Below are 18,579 nucleotides of genomic sequence, written 5' to 3'. Positions count from 1 at the left end.
ATCCCCTATTTATTTGGTACGATTTGATAACAAGGTGTATAGGCTTCGCCGGTCGGTAATTTCATTCTATGCTGAGTAATGAACGTTTGTAACAAGAGGTCGATTTTATCCAATAATTTGTGATCACCTTGTAATTGGAACGGGCCGAATTGCTCTATCAAATCTTGAGTAGCAGGTTTAATATTACCAGCTACAATACCGGAGAATGCTCGCCGTAAGTTAGCGGCTAGCTGTTCGGTTGGTTGCTCAAAATGCAAATTTAAATGACTCATATTATGATGAGTCGGCTCAAACGGATGCGTAAATTCTTCCGCAATATGTAAAGACCAGTTAAAACTATATGAATCGGCAAGCTCAAGACGTTGCTGTTTAATCTCTTTCATCGATTTTGCCATCTTTTGTGCTACCAATGTCGGATTATCAATAATAATCTCATACATTTGCTGTGCTTCTTTACCTAAGGTTTCTCCGATAAATTGATCGATAGCGGTAAAATAAGCGGCACTTTCTTTTGGTGCGGTAAGAATGACCGGTAGTTTTTGTGCTTTATTTGCCGGATTGAGCTTGATGCCAAGAATGTAGAGCAATTCTTCCAATGTTCCTGGTCCGCCAGGGAAGATCACAATACCGTGTCCCATTCGTACAAATGCCTCTAAACGCTTTTCAATATCCGGCATAATGATTAATTCCGTTACGATCGGATTTGGTGGCTCGGAGGCAATAATGGACGGCTCGGTGATTCCGATAAAACGACTATGCTTATAACGTTGATTTGCGTGACCGATTGTTGCCCCTTTCATCGGTGCTTCCATTACACCCGTGCCGCAACCGGTAACGATATTGAATTGACGTAACCCAAGTTCCGTACCGACTGCACGGCAATATTGATATTCGGTTTGATTAATCGAATGTCCACCCCAGCACACGATTAGGTTCGGATCCGAACCGATTTCTAATGCTTTAGCGTTACGTAAAATGGAAAAGACAAGATTGGTAATGTATTTATTATTGTCTTGTGGAGAAGCGTGTTGCCCAATATATTGATAAAGTGCATTTACAAATACAATATCTCGTAATACCGCAAATAAATGATATTGGATATTGATGATCATTTTACCGTCTACAAAAGCGGATTCCGGTGGATTATGTAATTCAAGCGACACACCTTTTTCTTTGGTAAGTAGATTGATTTCAAAGTCAGGATATTGATTGAGTAACGCACGACTGTCATCAGTAATTGCACCGGAATTAAGTACGGCGAGTGAACAATTTCGATAGAGAGAATAGAGATTGCCTTGGGCATTTTTGGTGAGTAATTCCATCTCTAGGTGAGATAATTGGTCTAAGCTACCTTTGGGATTGACGCAATGAACGCTCATAAATTTTCCCTTAAATCCAAATAAAAACATTATCTGAATTTAAGGGAGAAATAGCAAATTTAATTATTCCTGCACGAAGCTGAGTGCTTGTTCAACGACTTCAACGCCGGCACCTTGCTTGGTGGCGTTCTCGCTTAAATGACGACGCCATTGACGTGCGCCTTTGCAGTTCTGGAATGTGCCTAACATATGTCGAACAATGTGGTTTAAATAAACCCCTTTTTGCGTTTGTGCTTCAATATAAGGCAACATTTTTTCCACCGCTTCACGAGCGGTGACAAGCGGTCGATTTTCATCGAAAATTTGCGAATCGATTTCACCTAATAATGACGGGTTTTGATAGGCTTCACGCCCCACCATTACACCATCGACAAATACCAAGTGTTGTTTGATTTCCTCAACGGTTTTAATGCCACCGTTAATTGAAATATTTAAGTGCGGAAAATCACGTTTCAGTTGATAAACACGCTCGTAATCAAGCGGTGGAATTTCACGATTTTGTTTTGGACTTAAACCGGATAACCACGCTTTACGAGCATGAACGATAAAATCGTTACTGTACGGCTGTACTTTCTCAATAAAATCACACAAAAATTCGTAGCTATCCAAGTCATCGATACCGATACGATGTTTAACCGTCACCGGAATTTGCACCGTATCTTGCATTGCTTTGATACAGTCGGCAACCAAATCGGCTTTTGCCATTAAACAAGCACCGAACATCCCGTTTTGCACACGGTCGGAAGGACAGCCGACATTTAAATTGATTTCGGCATAGCCACGTTCTTCAACTAATTTAGCACAATGTGCAAGCTGTACCGGATCGCTGCCGCCGAGTTGTAACGCAACCGGATTTTCACTCGGATCGTATTCAAGCAGATCGTATTTTGCGTGAATGATCGCCGGTGCGGTGATCATTTCGGTATAAAGCAAAGCGTGTTGACTAAATTGGCGATGAAAATAGCGACAATGGCGAGTGGTCCAATCCAACATTGGTGCAACGGAAAAACGTCCGCGATAAAATTGATTTTGCATAAAGTTATTCACGAATAAAAATAACAAGCGGTGTCATTTAGCTGATCTTTTGTAAAATTTTCGCTAAATTTAACCGCTTATAAAAGGATAAAAATTTCCTTCATCATACTATAAAACGCCTGTAAATTCACGGTTTTATCAGGCTTATCGGACATTTGGCTATAATTAGAACAATACAATATCTAGTAAATTTTTATTAAGAAAACACTAGATATTGATTTATAAATTGACAAAAAATTTTTTCTTTATAAATCAAAAGACTAACTAAAAAGCGCGTTTGTCAAGACTTGTGATTGCAAAAAAATTTCCCTAAAATCGCCGCCTATTGTTACCTTACTTTGAGCTAGAGAATTATGTCAAAAAGAAATCTCTTTGAAAGACGCTTGAATATCAAGCCGTATGAATATCCTGAATTATTAGAATTTAAAGATGCGATTCGCCATTCCTATTGGCTACATACAGAGTTTAATTTTACTGGTGATATTCAGAACTATCGTATTGATATTAATGATCATGAACGTCACGTTTTAACACGAGCGATGTTGGCGATTTCTCAGGTGGAAGTAAACGTAAAACGTTTCTGGGGTGAACTATATCGCTATTTCCCGAAACCGGAAATGGATGATGTCGGCGGTACATTCGCAGAGTCGGAAGTTCGTCACAAAGATGCATACTCGTTTTTATTAGAAAAATTAGGCTTAAACGAAATGTTTAGCCAAATCCAAGACATTGAGCCGTTAATGAACCGTATTCGTTATATGGAATCGTTCATGAAAGATAAAGATGCGGGTAAAGGTGAATTTGTGCTTTCACTCGTTTTATTCTCTCTTTTCGTAGAACATATTTCATTATTCGGTCAGTTCTTAATTATGATGTCGTTCAATAAGCATAAAAACCTGTTTAAAGGGATTTCTAATGCGGTTGAAGCAACGTCAAAAGAAGAAGAGATTCATGGTAAATTCGGTATTGCGTTATACGAAATTTTACGTGATGAACACAGTGAGCTTTTCACTCCGGAATTTTTTGAAGAATTAAAGACCCTATCTACTCAAGCGTTTGAGGCGGAATGTGGCATTTTAGATTGGATTTTTGAAGAAGGCGATTTAAGCTTTATTAGTCGTGAAGCGGTAGAAAACTATATTCGTAGCCGTTATAACAACTCGTTAATGACGCTAGGTTTAGAGCCGCCATACGATGTAAATCCTGAATTACTAAAAGAAACTGAGTGGTTTGATATTGAAATCCTGTCAACGAAAGAAACAGATTTCTTTAACAAACGTAGTACTGATTACAGCAAAAAAATGAAGCAGATTACCGCAGATGACTTATTCTAATACTCGCCCTGATTTTGAATGGCTAAATGAAGATAGCCGCTTATTTTTACAACGTGGTTACTTACTTGAAGGAACAACCGCATTAGAGCGTATTCGTTTTATCGCTGAACATGCGGAGCATAAACTCGGTATCGAAGGTTATGCGGATAAATTCTATCACTATATGGCACGTGGTTATTTCTCACTTTCTTCTCCGATTTGGTCGAATTTCGGTTTAGATCGTGGTTTACCGATTTCTTGTTTTGGTAGCTACATCGGTGACTCAATCCACGAAATTATGGTGACGACTGCTGAAGTGGGGATGATGAGTAAAATCGGTGGTGGTACTTCCGCTTATTTCGGTGATATTCGTCCGCGTGGTTCGGCAATTAAAAATAACGGTAAATCAGACGGTTCGTTCAACTTTAGTAAATTGTTTGATACGGTGATTGACGTTATTTCTCAAGGTACGTCACGTAAAGGCCAATTTGCCGGTTATATCGATATTGAACACGGCGATATTGACGAATGGTTAGATATTCATACCGAAGGTAACCCAATCCAATTAATGTATTACGGCGTATGTGTCGGTCATGATTGGTTAGAATCAATGAAAGCGGGTGACCCATATAAACGTCAACTTTGGGCAAAACTTTTACAACGTAAAACGGAAACGGGTATTCCGTATTTATTCTTTAAAGATAATGCGAATGCTGGTCGCCCGGACGTGTATAAAGATAAAAATATGACGGTACACGCATCAAACTTATGTACCGAAATTATGCTTCCGTCTAATTCTGACGAGAGTTTCGTTTGCTGCTTGTCTTCAATGAACTTACTCTATTTTGATGAGTGGAAGGATACGGATGCACCTGAAGTGTTAACTTACTTCTTAGATGTGGTCATGAGTGAGTTTATCGAGAAAAGCCAAAATATGCCGTTCTTAGAACGAGCAAATCGCTTTGCCACTCGCCATCGTGCATTAGGTTTAGGTGTTTTAGGCTGGCATAGCTATTTACAAGCGAATAACATTGCGTTTGATAGCTTTCAAGCAATGCAAAAAAACAATTTAATCTTTAAAACATTACAAGAAAAAACCTTAAAAGCATCACAAGAGTTAGCAAAACGTTTTGGTGAGCCGGAAATCTTAAAAGGCTACGGTCGCCGTAATACCACTTTAATGAGTATTGCACCGACTAAATCAAGTAGTTTTATTTTAGGTAGCGTATCGCCATCGGTTGAACCGTTTAAATCTAACTACTATGTTAAAGATTTAGCGAAGATTAAAACCGTGTATAAAAACCCGTTCTTAGAGAAATTACTCCAAGAAAAAGGTTTAGATACGGAAGAGATTTGGGAATCGATTTTACATAATGACGGTTCTGTACAGCACTTAGAACAACTAACCGATGAAGAAAAAGAAGTATTCAAAACTTTCTCTGAAATCAGCCAGTTAAGCGTGATTCAACAAGCGGCACAACGTCAGAAATATATCGACCAAGGTCAAAGTATTAATATTATGGTTCATCCGGCAACACCAGCGCGTGACTTGAATCAATTATACTTAACCGCAGAAGAACTTGGTTTAAAATCAATTTATTACCAATACTCAATGAGTGCGGCACAAGTATTTAACCGTAACTTATTAAGTTGTTCTAGCTGTGAAGGTTAATTAGAAGCATTAAAAACACCACCGTAAGGTGGTGTTTTTTTATCTGTAATATTTCTCGGAAATTAAACCGCTTATGATTTTTATTTATTGTTGTTTTGGGTAAATTTATGTAATCTTTCGATGGCTATATATAAAATATTAATAACAGTTAAGGAGACAATATGACTTCAAATTTAGCAAAATACGGGGTAATCGATTTACATCTGCACTTAGATGGATCTCTATCACCGGAGTGGATGATCGAATGGGCTGTTAAACAGCAAATTCAACTCCCATCCTATGACCCTAAAACCTTACTTCCTTTTATTTCTGTTCCACAAGATTGTAGTGATTTAAATCAATATTTACGTTGTTTTGAACTACCAATTTCTTTATTACAAACACCCGAATCTTTAGCTTCATCCGTGACTGATTTATTACAGCGATTGGATCAAATGGGATTGCTATATGTGGAAATCCGTTTTGCACCACAATTTCATACCCAAAGAGATATGAATCAAGAGCAAGCGGTACAAGCAGCACTCAAAGGTTTACGGGACGGTTTAGCAAAAACACGTTTGTTTAAAGCGAATTTAATTTTGTGTTGTATGCGAGCAGCGGATAATCAGGCAGAAAATTTAGAAACTGTACGCTTAGCCCATAAATATTTAAGTAAAGGTGAAGCCGGAGTAGTGGCAGTAGATTTAGCTGGAGCGGAAGGGTTGTATCCAACGGAAAAGTTTGCAGTAGAATTTAGTTATGCGAATCAATTAGGTGTGCCGTTTACTCTTCATGCCGGAGAAGCTGCCGGAGCGGAAAGTGTCGAGCAAGCACTTAACTTCGGTGCATTACGTATTGGACATGGTGTTCGCTCAATTCAGTCGGAAACGGTAATGTGTCAATTAATTAATACTCGAACACCGCTAGAAATGTGTCCATGTAGTAATTTGCAAACTAAAACGGTTCAGCATTTGAAAGATTATCCGCTACGTACTTTTTTGAAGCGTAATGTGGTAGCAACGCTAAATAGCGACAATATGACGGTTTCGCAAACCAATGTGAAAAATGAATTTCAATTATTGGAAAGCGATTATCAACTTACCAAAGAAGAAGCACAGCAGCTTTTATGTAATGTGATAGAAGCGGCTTTTCTTTATAAGCAAGATAAAACAGCTTTATTGAACGAAATTCAACAACGTTATCCAGCATTACTTTAGTTTAGCAAGCGGTTAACTTTGACTGAAAAGTTGTAAAAAAAGCACGAGCAATTACTCGTGCTTTTTTGTGCTATTTAGTAGTAAGAATGTTCACCGTGTTGGTGTTCAGTCACGTCTTTTACACCAGCCAGTTCATCAGGGAACATCGCCAGTAGTTGTTTTTCGATCCCTTCTTTTAAGGTGACATCTACCATTGAGCAACCGTTACAACCACCGCCAAATTGCAGAATTGCATATTTGTCTTCAGTCACTTCAATTAACGTTACTCGACCACCATGGCTGGCTAATTGCGGATTAACTTGAGTTTGAATCACATAATCTAGACGCTCAATAAAAGGTGCATCATCTGCCACTTTACGCATTTTTGCATTTGGTGCTTTTAACGTTAATTGAGAGCCCATTGGATCCGTTACGTAATCAATTTCAGCTTCATCTAAGAACGGTAAACTGATTTCATCCACAAAAGCAGAAAAACCGTTATATTCAAATTGAGTATCGGTTTCTTCAACGGCATTCGGCGGACAATAAGATACACCACATTCAGCATTAGGTGTTCCCGGATTGACGACGAAAATGCGGATATTGGTGTTTTCTTCTTGTTGTTCTAAAAGACGGCGGAAATGAGCTTGTGCCGCATCGGAAATCGAGATATGAATTGTGTCTTGTTGTTCCATGATTACTTTCCAAATTGATCATTAAATTGACTAAATCTATCAGGTATTCTACGCCTTACTAACTGTTTTTTCTAGCCAAATATTTTACAAATCTAAATTGTTACGAAGTTTACAAAAAGTTCAGAAAATTGTACCGCTTATGCGAGTAAAGCATTTAACTCTTAAGAGTTATTTGTTAAAAATTTGTACAATAAATATTGATTTATTTCAAATTTTCAAGGGCTAAGGGACAAAAAAATGGTCTTCTTATGGATATTTGACTGCTTTTTAAGTTAAAATAGCTCGTTTATTTTAGTTTGTGAAAAAAACAAATTAAATCAGATTTGAGAACTTTATGTAACGTGAGAAATAGGTGGGGGAATTCGTTTATTTCTGTATCGATTACGGCTCAAGAGAAGCGATTGCGATGTTTCGCAATCATATTTTTAACCCAACAAAAGTAGTGCAAATAATATGATTACAATCAAAAAAGGCTTGGATTTACCTATCGCAGGTACACCGGCACAAGTAATCCATAACGGCAATACCGTTAATGAAGTTGCGATGCTTGGCGAAGAATATGTGGGTATGCGTCCTTCTATGAAAGTTCGTGAAGGCGATTCAGTAAAAAAAGGTCAGGTTCTTTTTGAAGATAAAAAGAATCCGGGCGTAGTATTTACTGCTCCTGCAAGTGGTACTGTGGTTGCAATTAACCGTGGTGAAAAACGTGTTCTTCAGTCAGTCGTGATTAAAGTTGAGGGTGATGAGCAAATTACCTTTGACTGCTATGAAGCTACGCAATTAGCGTCTTTATCAGCAGAACAAGTGAAACGAAACCTTATTGCATCAGGCTTATGGACTGCATTCCGTACTCGTCCGTTCAGTAAGGTTCCTGCGGTAGATGCAATTCCGTCATCAATTTTCGTTAATGCAATGGACACAAATCCATTAGCGGCAGATCCGGAAATTGTTTTAAAAGAATACGAAACTGATTTTAAGTCCGGTTTAACAGTGTTAACCCGTCTATTTGACGGTCAAAAACCGGTTTATTTATGTAAAGATGCGGACAGTAATATTCCATTAAGTCCGGCTATCGAAGGTATCACAATTAAATCATTCAGTGGTGTACATCCTGCTGGTTTAGTTGGTACCCATATCCATTTCGTTGATCCTGTCAGTGCAACTAAACAAGTTTGGCATTTAAATTATCAAGATGTAATTGCTATCGGTAAATTATTTACTACTGGTGAATTATTTACTGACCGTATTATTTCTCTTGCAGGCCCGCAAGTGAAAAATCCTCGTTTAGTGCGTACTCGTCTTGGTGCTAACATTTCTCAGTTAACTGCGAACGAGTTGAATGCAGGTGAAAATCGTGTGATTTCAGGTTCGGTATTAAGCGGTGCAACGGCAACCGGTCCGGTTGATTATTTAGGTCGCTATGCGTTACAAGTTTCCGTACTTGCGGAAGGTCGTGAGAAAGAGTTCATCGGTTGGATTATGCCGGGTTCGGATAAATTCTCTATTACTCGTACCGTGTTAGGTCACTTTAGTAAAAAACTATTTAACTTCACGACAGCTGTTCACGGTGGTGAGCGTGCAATGGTGCCAATTGGTGCATATGAACGTGTAATGCCGTTAGATATTATTCCTACGTTGTTACTTCGTGATTTAGCTGCCGGCGATACCGATTCTGCACAAAACTTAGGTTGCTTAGAGCTAGATGAAGAAGATTTAGCATTATGTACTTATGTTTGCCCGGGTAAAAATAACTACGGTCCGATGTTACGTGCTGCGTTAGAGAAGATCGAGAAGGAAGGTTAAGAAAATGGGTTTAAAAAATCTTTTTGAAAAGATGGAACCTGCGTTTCACAAAGGTGGAAAATATGAGAAATGGTATACGCTTTTTGAAGCAACATATACTATTCTTTATACACCGGGTACGGTGACTCGTAAAGATTCACACGTACGTGATGCGTTAGATTCTAAACGTATGATGATTATCGTATGGTTAGCATTATTCCCAGCAATGTTTTGGGGGATGTATAACGTTGGTCATCAAGCATTATTAGCTACGAATCATTTAGGTACATTAGCCGATACGATTGCAAATAACTGGCATTATGGTTTTGCTGATGCGTTAGGTGCGACCTTAACTGCTGATGCAGGCTGGGGCAGTAAAATGTTACTTGGTGCAACTTATTTCCTTCCAATCTACTTAACGATTTTCTTAGTAGGTGGTTTCTGGGAAGTTGTATTTGCAATGGTGCGTAAGCATGAAATTAATGAAGGTTTCTTCGTTACCTCTATTTTATTAGCATTAATTGTTCCGCCAACATTACCTCTATGGCAAGCAGCACTTGCTGCGACATTCGGTGTTGTTGTTGCAAAAGAAGTATTCGGTGGTGTAGGTAAAAACTTTATGAACCCAGCATTAGCGGGTCGTGCGTTTTTATTCTTTGCATATCCGGGTCAAATCTCTGGTGATTTAGTGTGGACAGCAGCAGACGGATTCTCTGGTGCGACAGCTCTTTCACAATGGGCACAAGGCGGACAAGGTGCGTTAAAACACGTTGTAACCGGTCAAGAAATTACTTGGATGGATGCCTTCTTAGGTAATATTCCGGGATCAATCGGTGAAGTTTCAACACTTATGTTAATCATTGGTGCTGCAATTATCGTATTCACTCGCATTGCTTCATGGCGAATTATTGCCGGTGTAATGGTTGGTATGGCTGCGACTGCGACTGTATTTAATCTAATCGGTTCAAACACAAACCCTCTATTCTCAATGCCATGGCATTGGCACTTAGTATTAGGTGGTTTCGCATTAGGTATGTTCTTTATGGCGACAGACCCAGTATCTGCGGCATTTACTAATAAAGGTAAATGGTGGTACGGTGCGTTAATCGGTTTTATGTGTGTTGTTATCCGTGTAGCAAACCCAGCATATCCAGAAGGTATGATGTTAGCAATTTTATTCGCTAACTTATTTGCTCCGATCTTCGACTACTTAGTCGTTCAAGGCAACATCAAACGTAGAAAAGCGAAGGCGGCATAAAAATGGCTAAATTTAATAAAGATAGCGTAAGCGGTACTCTAACCGTTGTTGTGTTATTAAGTTTAATCTGTTCTCTTATCGTAGCAGGTGCTGCTGTGTTATTAAAACCAACACAAGATATTCAGAAACAACTTGATAAACAGAAAAACATCTTACAAGCGGCAGGTTTAATGCAAGAAAATACCAATGTGCAAGAAACCTACGCTAAATTCATTGAGCCGAAAATTGTTGATTTAGCAAGCGGCGATTATGTTGAAGGTGTAACTAACTTTGATGCGAAAGTAGCGGCGAAAGATCCTGCACAAAATGTAGCGATCAATCCGGCTGATGATAAAGCGAATATCAAAGTACGTGCTAAATATGCAGAAGTTTATTTAGTAAAAGACGAAGCAGGTAAAGTAAGCCAAGTGGTACTTCCTATGTACGGTAACGGTTTATGGTCAATTATGTACGGCTTTGTTGCGGTTCAACCGGATGCGAATACGGTAAATGGTATTACTTATTATGAACAAGGTGAAACGGCCGGTCTTGGTGGTGAAATTGCTAACCCTAACTGGCAGAAAAACTTTGTAGGTAAGAAATTATTCAACGCAAACAATGAAGTAGCATTAACCGTAGGTAAAGGTGCGTCAGCAGATAAAGATCACGGTGTTGATGGCTTATCTGGTGCGACATTAACTTCAAACGGTGTTGATGGCTCATTCAAATATTGGTTCGGTGCTAACGGTTTCGGTCCATATTTAGCGAAATTCAAAGCAGCAATGGGAGCTAACTAATGGCGAGTAACAATCTTAAAAAGTTATTGTTATCTCCAATCGCGGATAACAACCCGATTGCATTACAGATCTTAGGTATCTGTTCTGCATTAGCGGTAACGACTCAGTTACAAACAGCGGTAGTAATGGCGATTGCAGTAAGTTTAGTTACTGCTTTCTCTAGTATGTTTATTTCAATGATTCGCAACTATATTCCAAATAGTATCCGTATCATTGTACAAATGGCTATCATTGCATCACTTGTAATCTTAGTTGACCAAATTTTACGTGCATATGCATATGACTTATCAAAACAGCTTTCTGTATTCGTAGGTCTTATCATTACTAACTGTATCGTAATGGGTCGTGCTGAAGCATTTGCAATGAAATCAAGCCCAGTAGAAAGTTTTGTTGACGGTATCGGTAATGGTTTAGGTTACGGTGCGATGTTGCTCATCGTTGCATTTTTACGTGAATTAATCGGTTCAGGTAAATTATTCGGTGTCACCATTCTACAAACGATCCAAGACGGTGGCTGGTATCAAGCAAACGGTTTATTCTTATTAGCACCAAGTGCGTTCTTCATTATCGGTTTTGTGATTTGGGGTATTCGTACATGGAAACCAGAGCAAGTGGAGAAATAAGATGGAACATTATTTAAGTCTATTTGTTAAGTCTGTATTCATTGAGAATATGGCACTTTCTTTCTTCCTTGGTATGTGTACATTCCTTGCGGTGTCTAAGAAAGTTTCAACTGCTTTTGGTTTAGGTGTTGCGGTAATCGTGGTATTGGGTATTTCCGTACCGGCAAACCAATTAGTTTATACGCATGTATTAAAAGACGGTGCACTAGTTGAAGGTGTAGATTTAAGTTTCTTAAACTTCATCACATTCATTGGTGTGATTGCAGCACTTGTCCAAATCTTAGAAATGGTATTGGATAAGTTTTTCCCTGCATTATATAGTGCATTAGGTATCTTCTTACCACTAATTACCGTAAACTGTGCGATTTTTGGTGGCGTATCATTCATGGTTCAACGTGAATATAACTTCACAGAATCGGTAGTTTATGGTATCGGTGCAGGTACGGGCTGGATGTTAGCCATCGTCGCATTAGCAGGTTTAACTGAAAAAATGAAATATTCTGATGTGCCGGCTGGTTTACGTGGTTTAGGTATTACCTTTATTACTGTAGGCTTAATGGCATTAGGCTTTATGTCATTCTCAGGCATTCAATTATAAGGAGCATATCGTGGATAGTAATTTTATTTTCGGTATTATCGCATTTACTGCTCTGGTATTAGTGCTTGCGGTGATTATTCTTTTCGCTAAATCAAAATTAGTCGATTCAGGTGATATTACCATCTCAATCAACAACGATCCTGCAAAAGGTATTACGCTTCCGGCGGGTGGTAAATTACTTGGTGCTTTAGCGAGCAAAGGTATTTTCGTATCGTCAGCTTGTGGCGGTGGTGGCTCATGTGGTCAATGTCGAGTACAAGTAAAATCTGGTGGCGGTGAAATTCTTCCAACCGAGTTATCGCATATTTCGAAGAAAGAAGCGAAAGAAGGTTGGCGTTTAGCGTGTCAGGTAAATGTGAAATCTTCAATGGATGTTGAACTTCCGGAAGAAATCTTTGGTGTGAAAAAATGGGAATGTACTGTTATTTCTAACGATAACAAAGCAACCTTCATCAAAGAGCTTAAACTTCAAATTCCTGAAGGCGAAGAAGTGCCTTTCCGTGCGGGTGGTTATATCCAAATCGAAGCGGAACCTCATACAGTTAATTATAAAGACTTCGATATTCCGAAAGAGTATCACGAAGACTGGGATAAATTTAACTTATGGCGTTATGTGTCAAAAGTGGATGAGCATATTATTCGTGCTTACTCAATGGCTTCATATCCGGAAGAGAAAGGCATTATTATGCTAAATGTGCGTATCGCAACACCTCCACCACGTAATCCTGATGTTCCACCAGGTCAAATGTCTTCATACATTTGGTCATTAAAAGCAGGTGATAAAGTAACGATTTCTGGTCCGTTCGGTGAATTCTTCGCGAAAGAAACCGACAATGAAATGGTATTTATCGGTGGTGGTGCAGGTATGGCACCAATGCGTTCACATATCTTTGACCAATTAAAACGTTTAAAATCTAAACGTAAAATGTCGTTCTGGTATGGTGCTCGTTCTAAACGTGAAATCTTCTACCAAGAAGACTTTGACCAATTAGCAGCTGAAAACGATAACTTCGTATGGCATGTAGCACTTTCAGATGCGTTACCGGAAGATAACTGGACTGGTTACACAGGCTTTATTCACAACGTACTTTATGAAAACTATCTGAAAAATCATGAAGCACCGGAAGACTGTGAATACTATATGTGTGGTCCACCAGTAATGAATGCAGCGGTAATCGGTATGCTGAAGAGCTTAGGTGTTGAGGACGAAAACATCTTATTAGATGATTTTGGTGGTTAATACCAAATAGAACACAGGGGGTAAATGCTCCCTGATTTACAAGCGGTGTGATTTGCAAAGTCTTTTGTAAATTACACCGCTTGAAGTGCTTTAAATTGTTAGTGAAAAAGTTTGCTAGTGCAGTCTTTTTCAATAGTAATTTTAATTTATAAGGGCGAGCAGATTGGCTTGTTTAAAAATCTTACGTACCAAAATAAAGAGGTTTAATTTGAAACTTAAATCTATTTTAATTTTTGCAATATCGGCAATTTTTTTAACCGCTTGTAACAAAGCTCCGGAGCAGGTTACCTTACAAGGTAAAACAATGGGTACAACTTATACGGTTAAATATATTGATGACGGTAAGTTACAAAATCTTCCCAAATCGGAGGAAGTACAAAAGACGTTAGACACTCTGCTTAAGCAAGTGAATAATGAAATGTCCACTTATCAACCGGATTCGCAGATCAGTCGCTTTAATGCGATGCAAGAAGCAGATAAAGCGGTACAAATTTCACCGGATTTTGCTAAAGTTGTGCGTGAAGCTATCCGATTAAATAAGGTAACCGAAGGGGCATTAGATGTCACGGTTGGTAAGCTAGTAAATTTATGGGGATTTGGTCCGGATAAACGCTTAAATAAGGCACCGAGTGCAGCACAGATTGCCGAGTTTGCCTCGAGTGTCGGAATTGAGAAATTAAGCGTAAGCGGTAACGTATTGATGAAATCAGTACCAAACCTTTATTTAGATCTTTCTTCGATCGCAAAAGGTTTTGGTGTAGATAAATTGGCGGAACATTTGGAAAGCCTCGGTTTAGCCAATTATTTGGTGGAAATCGGTGGTGAGTTGCGAGGTAAAGGGAAAAATTTACAGGGTGTTGATTGGCGTATTGCGATTGAGCAGCCAACGCTAGCACAAGGGCAGGCAGCACAGATTACCGTACCGTTACACAATCTAGGTATGGCGACATCCGGTAATTACCGCAATTATTTCGAAGACGAACAAGGTAATCGCCTTTCTCATATTATCAATCCGAAAGAATTACGCCCGGTTAGCCATAAATTAGCTTCGATTACCGTATTTGCCCCGACTACAATGACAGCGGACGGTTTATCAACTGGTTTATTCGTGTTAGGACCGGAAAAAGCGTTAGAAGTGGCTGAACGTGAAAAGCTAGCGGTATTTCTAATCATCAAGAACGGCGAGACGTTTGAAACCAAAATGTCGAGCGAATTTGAAAAATTAATTAACCAAAAATAATTGGAGTAAACAATGGAAACATTATTAATTACTTTCGGCTTTTTTGTTGCCGTGATTTTTGCAATGTCGATTGGTTTTATCGTAAAAGGCAAAACAATTAAAGGCAGCTGTGGTGGAATTACCGCATTAGGGATGAAAAAAATGTGTGACTGTGAAGAGCCTTGTGACAATCTAAAAGCTAAAATGGCGGACGGTACGGCGGATCCCGAAGAAGTTGCACGCTTTAGTAAAGAACCGCAATTTTATGAAGTAAAATAATTTTAAAATCTCCCCCATCCCCTCTTTATTAAAGAGGGGAGTTTTCTTTTAATTGATGATAGCTTTGTTGTTTATTTATGCTCAGTTATAGTCCCCCTCTTTTGCAAAGAGGGGTTAGGGAGATTCATAGCAAGCGGTGAAAAGCAAAAATTTTTGATTTTTTCACCGCTTGTATTTTATTTAACATTAACCAATGTGCTTCGCCTTAACCGAAGTTACGGGAGAATTATGACAAATCAAACTCAACTTAGCTCAAAAACTTATGATACTCACTTTGCTAAATTAACCGCTGAGCAATTAGCGGAGAATGCGAAAAAGAAAGTGATTATTGGAATGTCCGGTGGCGTAGATTCATCAGTATCCGCTTTTATTCTGCAACAACAAGGTTATCAAGTTGAAGGCCTGTTTATGAAAAACTGGGAAGAAGACGATGATACTGATTATTGTACCGCAGCGGCAGATTTAGCCGATGCTCAAGCGGTGGCAGATAAACTGGGTATGAAACTGCATAAAATCAACTTTGCCGCAGAGTATTGGGATAATGTTTTCGAGCATTTCTTAAACGAATATAAAGCAGGTCGTACACCAAATCCGGATATTCTTTGTAATAAAGAAATCAAATTTAAAGCCTTTTTAGAATATGCGGCGGAAGATTTAGGTGCGGATTATATTGCGACCGGTCATTATGTACGCCGTAGCGGTAATGATAATAATGCTCAATTATTACGTGGTTTAGATGCAAATAAAGATCAAAGTTATTTCCTTTACACACTAAGCCATAAGCAAGTAGGGCAGAGCCTATTCCTGGTGGGTGATATTGAGAAACCGATTGTCCGTCAAATTGCTGAAGATCTTGGCTTAGCGACAGCGAAGAAAAAAGATTCAACCGGTATTTGTTTTATCGGTGAACGTAAATTTAAAGATTTCTTAGCACGTTATTTACCGGCACAACCGGGTGAGATCAGAACGGTGGACGGTAAAGTAGTCGGTCGCCATGACGGTTTAATGTATCACACGCTCGGTCAGCGTAAAGGTTTAGGGATTGGCGGCGTGAAAGGCTTGAGCGAAGAGCCGTTTTATGTAGTCGAAAAAGACCTCATCAATAATGTGTTAGTTGTGGCACAAGGTCATGATAATTCGGCATTACTTTCAAGCGGTTTAATCGCAACTCAGTTACATTGGGTGGAGCGTCAACCGATTCGTGAAAATCTACGTTGCACGGTTAAAACACGTTATCGCCAAACGGATATCGCCTGTGAAATTCAACCGATAGATGATGATACGATTCGAGTAATTTTTGATGAACCGCAAATTGCAGTAACACCAGGACAATCGGCGGTTTTCTATCAAGGTGAGGTTTGCTTAGGCGGTGGAGTCATTGAAGAGCAATTAAAGTAAGTCATTATTTACAATAAATAGCGGTCATTTCTTGTTAATTTTTAGCAAAAAATGACCGCTTATTTTTTGATTAACGCAATGTGGCATTAAATTTTTTCGGTACGATTAAAATTGCCGGTATAACGATAATCGCCATCAACCAGAAGACAAAATTTGGATTATCTTGGTACAGCATACCTGATATAAAGGTAAAGATTGCTGTAAAGCCACAATTCGATAACGCAAAATATAAGCCTTGTAATTTGGTGATTTTTTCCGGATCTTGAGCAGAAATATAGCGAATCATTGCATAGTGAGCCATACCGAATGTGATGGCATGAAATGTTTGTGAGATCGCCAATAGGCTAATTTCAGTGGTTGACGCTAAAATTGACCAGCGAATAATCGCAATCACACTCGCAATGATCATTAAGTGAGAAATACGCCACGATTTAAATAAACGGTTAGAAAATAAGAAAAATAAAATTTCGGCACATACCGCAAAACCCCATAACAAGCTGCTGGTTTGAGTGGAAATACCGGCTGCCGACCAATGAATCGTACTATAAATATAGTAAGCGGCGTGTGAACCAAGGATTAACGAAATCGCTAGCATCATTCGTAATGTAGTCGGTTCTTTGAGTATTTGCCAATAGCTGAGATTTGAGGAGGATTTCTTATCTTGTTGATTTTCAAAGCTAACTTTAGGTGTAAGTAATTGCCCACAACCTAATAAGATAAAGAAACTGAACATAATCCAAATAATCGAATCTTCTCCTAGCCAGCTGCTTAAATAGCCTGTACTCAATGAGCCAACCACAAAAGCGATTGAGCCGAATAAACGGGCTTTGCCGTAATCAATGCCGACTTGTTGTTGCCAAAGCGAAGCGATACTGTCACCAATCGGCATTGCACCGGCGTTAAAAATATGGAAAAGCATCAACGCAGGGAATAGCAACCAAATAGAATCTACCGACCACACAATGAGAATAATCGCAAGCAGATTTAATAACGTGAGTATACGTGCGGTTGGAATTAATTGATTGGAGGATTTAACCTGTTGTGATGACAACATTCCGCCGACAAAACGGAATAGATAGCCGAATGAAGCGAGTAAACCGATCATCTCGGTACTATAGCCATACTGTTTTAGCCATACAGGCATAAAGGGTAAAAAAACGCCATAGGCACAAAAGAAGCCAAAGAAGTTAAATGCTGCCCATTGGAATGGGGTTGGTTTTATCATAGTTGTTGCTCCATTTCTTCTGCACGGTGAATGGCTGCCCACATTGCTTGATCGACTGTTTCCGCTAATGCGTGTTGTTCAAAAACTTCCAATGCTTTAGCCGTTGTTCCACCTTTTGAAGTAACGTTTTCTCGCAATGTTGCAAGAGGGGTATTTGGATTCGCTTCGACTAATTTTGCTGCGCCTAATGCGGCTTGTTGCACCAGTAAACGAGCATCAGCTTCGCTGAATCCCATTTGTATTGCACTTTGTTGCATCACTTCCATAAAACGGAAGAAATAGGCAGGGCTGGAACCGGTCACGGCAATAATATGATTGATTTGTTGCTCTTGCTCAACCCAATAGCATTTTCCGACCGCTGACATTAAGCTCTCGGCAAATTGACAAGCGGTTGAATTTACCGATTTTTTGGCAAATAACCCAGTCATTCCTTCACCAATCAGCGAAGGGGTATTCGGCATGGTGCGGATAATATTTTTTGCACTCGGTAAAAGCTGTTCTAAACGTGCAACAGAAATCCCTGCTGCAACAGAAATTACGGTTTTATTGGAAAAATCTACGTTGGAAAATTCACTACAAACCTCCACCATCATTTGCGGTTTGACCGCTAACACAACCACTTCCGCCTGTTCAACTGCTTCACGATTGGTAAAATTTGTCACAATTCCGACCGCTTGTAATTCCGCTCGGCGATCTAAATTACTTTTGTTGCAAGCGATAATTTGCGAGGCAGGATAATGGCTTTTGAGTAAGCCTTGAATGATGGCGTATGCCATATTGCCGGTGCCGATAAAGCTTAGAAGTGGGTAGTGTTTCATTATTATATTTCCAGCTGATGTTAATAAATTATCTGTTTTTTGTTACTTTCTTTGCGTCACCAAGGAAAGTAACCATCAAAAAGTAACTGAAGAA

At 39.1% G+C, this 18,579-nt stretch carries 17 protein-coding genes; 12 read left to right on the top strand and 5 right to left on the bottom strand.

All coding sequences use genetic code 11. The features are described 5' to 3' along the window. Positions 1-5: 5 nt before the first annotated feature. Together ppnN and dusA are read right to left on the bottom strand one after the other, a co-directional pair. Positions 6-1,379, bottom strand: coding sequence for a nucleotide 5'-monophosphate nucleosidase PpnN (ppnN, locus tag NYR60_RS04805; protein WP_279465823.1), 1,374 nt, complete (start codon positions 1,377-1,379; stop codon positions 6-8). Positions 1,380-1,442: 63 nt separating this feature from the next. Then, on the bottom strand, positions 1,443-2,414 hold the full coding sequence (gene dusA, locus NYR60_RS04800) for a tRNA dihydrouridine(20/20a) synthase DusA (RefSeq protein WP_279465822.1): 972 nt from the start codon (positions 2,412-2,414) through the stop codon (positions 1,443-1,445). Between the two features lie 353 nt (positions 2,415-2,767). Here dusA and NYR60_RS04795 point away from each other — a divergent pair, with 353 nt between their 5' ends. The 3 genes from NYR60_RS04795 to add all read left to right on the top strand — a co-directional run bounded on the left by NYR60_RS04795 (position 2,768) and on the right by add (position 6,595). Then, a complete protein-coding gene (locus NYR60_RS04795) occupies positions 2,768-3,748 on the top strand; it encodes a ribonucleotide-diphosphate reductase subunit beta (protein WP_279445896.1) in 981 nt (326 codons plus the stop codon). Continuing rightward, on the top strand, positions 3,735-5,399 hold the full coding sequence (locus NYR60_RS04790; protein WP_279465821.1) for a ribonucleoside-diphosphate reductase subunit alpha: 1,665 nt from the start codon (positions 3,735-3,737) through the stop codon (positions 5,397-5,399). The genes NYR60_RS04795 and NYR60_RS04790 overlap by 14 nt, the downstream gene beginning before the upstream one ends. Positions 5,400-5,560: 161 nt before the next feature. Next, positions 5,561-6,595, top strand: coding sequence for an adenosine deaminase (gene add, locus NYR60_RS04785; RefSeq protein ID WP_279465820.1), 1,035 nt, complete (start codon positions 5,561-5,563; stop codon positions 6,593-6,595). A 74-nt stretch (positions 6,596-6,669) separates the two neighbouring features. Here the strand turns inward: add and nfuA are convergent, their stop codons facing one another. Beyond that, a complete protein-coding gene (gene nfuA / locus NYR60_RS04780; RefSeq protein WP_279445899.1) occupies positions 6,670-7,269 on the bottom strand; it encodes a Fe-S biogenesis protein NfuA in 600 nt (199 codons plus the stop codon). A 453-nt stretch (positions 7,270-7,722) separates the two neighbouring features. On the opposite strand from nfuA, the gene NYR60_RS04775 reads away from it, so the two are divergent. The 9 genes from NYR60_RS04775 (at position 7,723) to mnmA (ending at position 16,442) form a co-directional block, all read left to right on the top strand. Beyond that, positions 7,723-9,072, top strand: coding sequence for a Na(+)-translocating NADH-quinone reductase subunit A (locus NYR60_RS04775; RefSeq protein ID WP_279465818.1), 1,350 nt, complete (start codon positions 7,723-7,725; stop codon positions 9,070-9,072). Positions 9,073-9,076: 4 nt separating this feature from the next. Then, positions 9,077-10,309 carry an NADH:ubiquinone reductase (Na(+)-transporting) subunit B gene (locus NYR60_RS04770; RefSeq protein WP_279465815.1) on the top strand — a complete coding sequence of 411 codons (1,233 nt, stop codon included), beginning with the start codon at positions 9,077-9,079 and terminating at the stop codon, positions 10,307-10,309. Positions 10,310-10,311: 2 nt separating this feature from the next. Then, positions 10,312-11,085: a Na(+)-translocating NADH-quinone reductase subunit C gene (locus tag NYR60_RS04765; protein WP_279465811.1), complete on the top strand. Its 774-nt coding sequence runs from the start codon at positions 10,312-10,314 to the stop codon at positions 11,083-11,085. Next, complete coding sequence (locus tag NYR60_RS04760) at positions 11,085-11,708, top strand: NADH:ubiquinone reductase (Na(+)-transporting) subunit D (RefSeq protein ID WP_279465808.1); 624 nt, start codon at positions 11,085-11,087, stop codon at positions 11,706-11,708. Before NYR60_RS04765 ends, NYR60_RS04760 begins: the two co-directional genes overlap by 1 nt. A gap of 1 nt (position 11,709) precedes the next feature. Continuing rightward, positions 11,710-12,306 carry an NADH:ubiquinone reductase (Na(+)-transporting) subunit E gene (gene nqrE, locus NYR60_RS04755; RefSeq protein ID WP_279465807.1) on the top strand — a complete coding sequence of 199 codons (597 nt, stop codon included), beginning with the start codon at positions 11,710-11,712 and terminating at the stop codon, positions 12,304-12,306. Positions 12,307-12,316: 10 nt separating this feature from the next. Beyond that, on the top strand, positions 12,317-13,546 hold the full coding sequence (gene nqrF, locus NYR60_RS04750; protein WP_279465806.1) for an NADH:ubiquinone reductase (Na(+)-transporting) subunit F: 1,230 nt from the start codon (positions 12,317-12,319) through the stop codon (positions 13,544-13,546). Positions 13,547-13,754: 208 nt separating this feature from the next. After that, the gene (locus NYR60_RS04745; RefSeq protein ID WP_279465804.1) at positions 13,755-14,786 is read left to right on the top strand and encodes an FAD:protein FMN transferase; all 1,032 of its coding nucleotides are present in this window, start codon (positions 13,755-13,757) and stop codon (positions 14,784-14,786) included. A 12-nt stretch (positions 14,787-14,798) separates the two neighbouring features. Beyond that, complete coding sequence (gene nqrM / locus NYR60_RS04740) at positions 14,799-15,044, top strand: (Na+)-NQR maturation NqrM (RefSeq protein ID WP_279465802.1); 246 nt, start codon at positions 14,799-14,801, stop codon at positions 15,042-15,044. Between the two features lie 228 nt (positions 15,045-15,272). After that, entirely contained in the window at positions 15,273-16,442 is a 1,170-nt protein-coding gene (gene mnmA / locus NYR60_RS04735) for a tRNA 2-thiouridine(34) synthase MnmA (RefSeq protein ID WP_279465799.1), read from the top strand. 70 nt (positions 16,443-16,512) lie between these two features. Here mnmA and NYR60_RS04730 read toward each other — a convergent pair whose 3' ends face one another. Beyond that, positions 16,513-17,667: a 3-phenylpropionate MFS transporter gene (locus NYR60_RS04730; RefSeq protein WP_279465797.1), complete on the bottom strand. Its 1,155-nt coding sequence runs from the start codon at positions 17,665-17,667 to the stop codon at positions 16,513-16,515. Then, positions 17,664-18,485, bottom strand: coding sequence for a pyrroline-5-carboxylate reductase (gene proC, locus NYR60_RS04725; protein WP_279465794.1), 822 nt, complete (start codon positions 18,483-18,485; stop codon positions 17,664-17,666). Before proC ends, NYR60_RS04730 begins: the two co-directional genes overlap by 4 nt. Positions 18,486-18,579: the final 94 nt, after the last annotated feature.

Origin of the sequence: Actinobacillus genomosp. 2 (assembly GCF_029773605.1) — a bacterium.
Classification (GTDB): Bacteria; Pseudomonadota; Gammaproteobacteria; order Enterobacterales; family Pasteurellaceae; genus Actinobacillus.
Note: the sequence above shows the minus strand (reverse complement) of the source record. Positions and strands in the feature narration are given on the sequence as shown.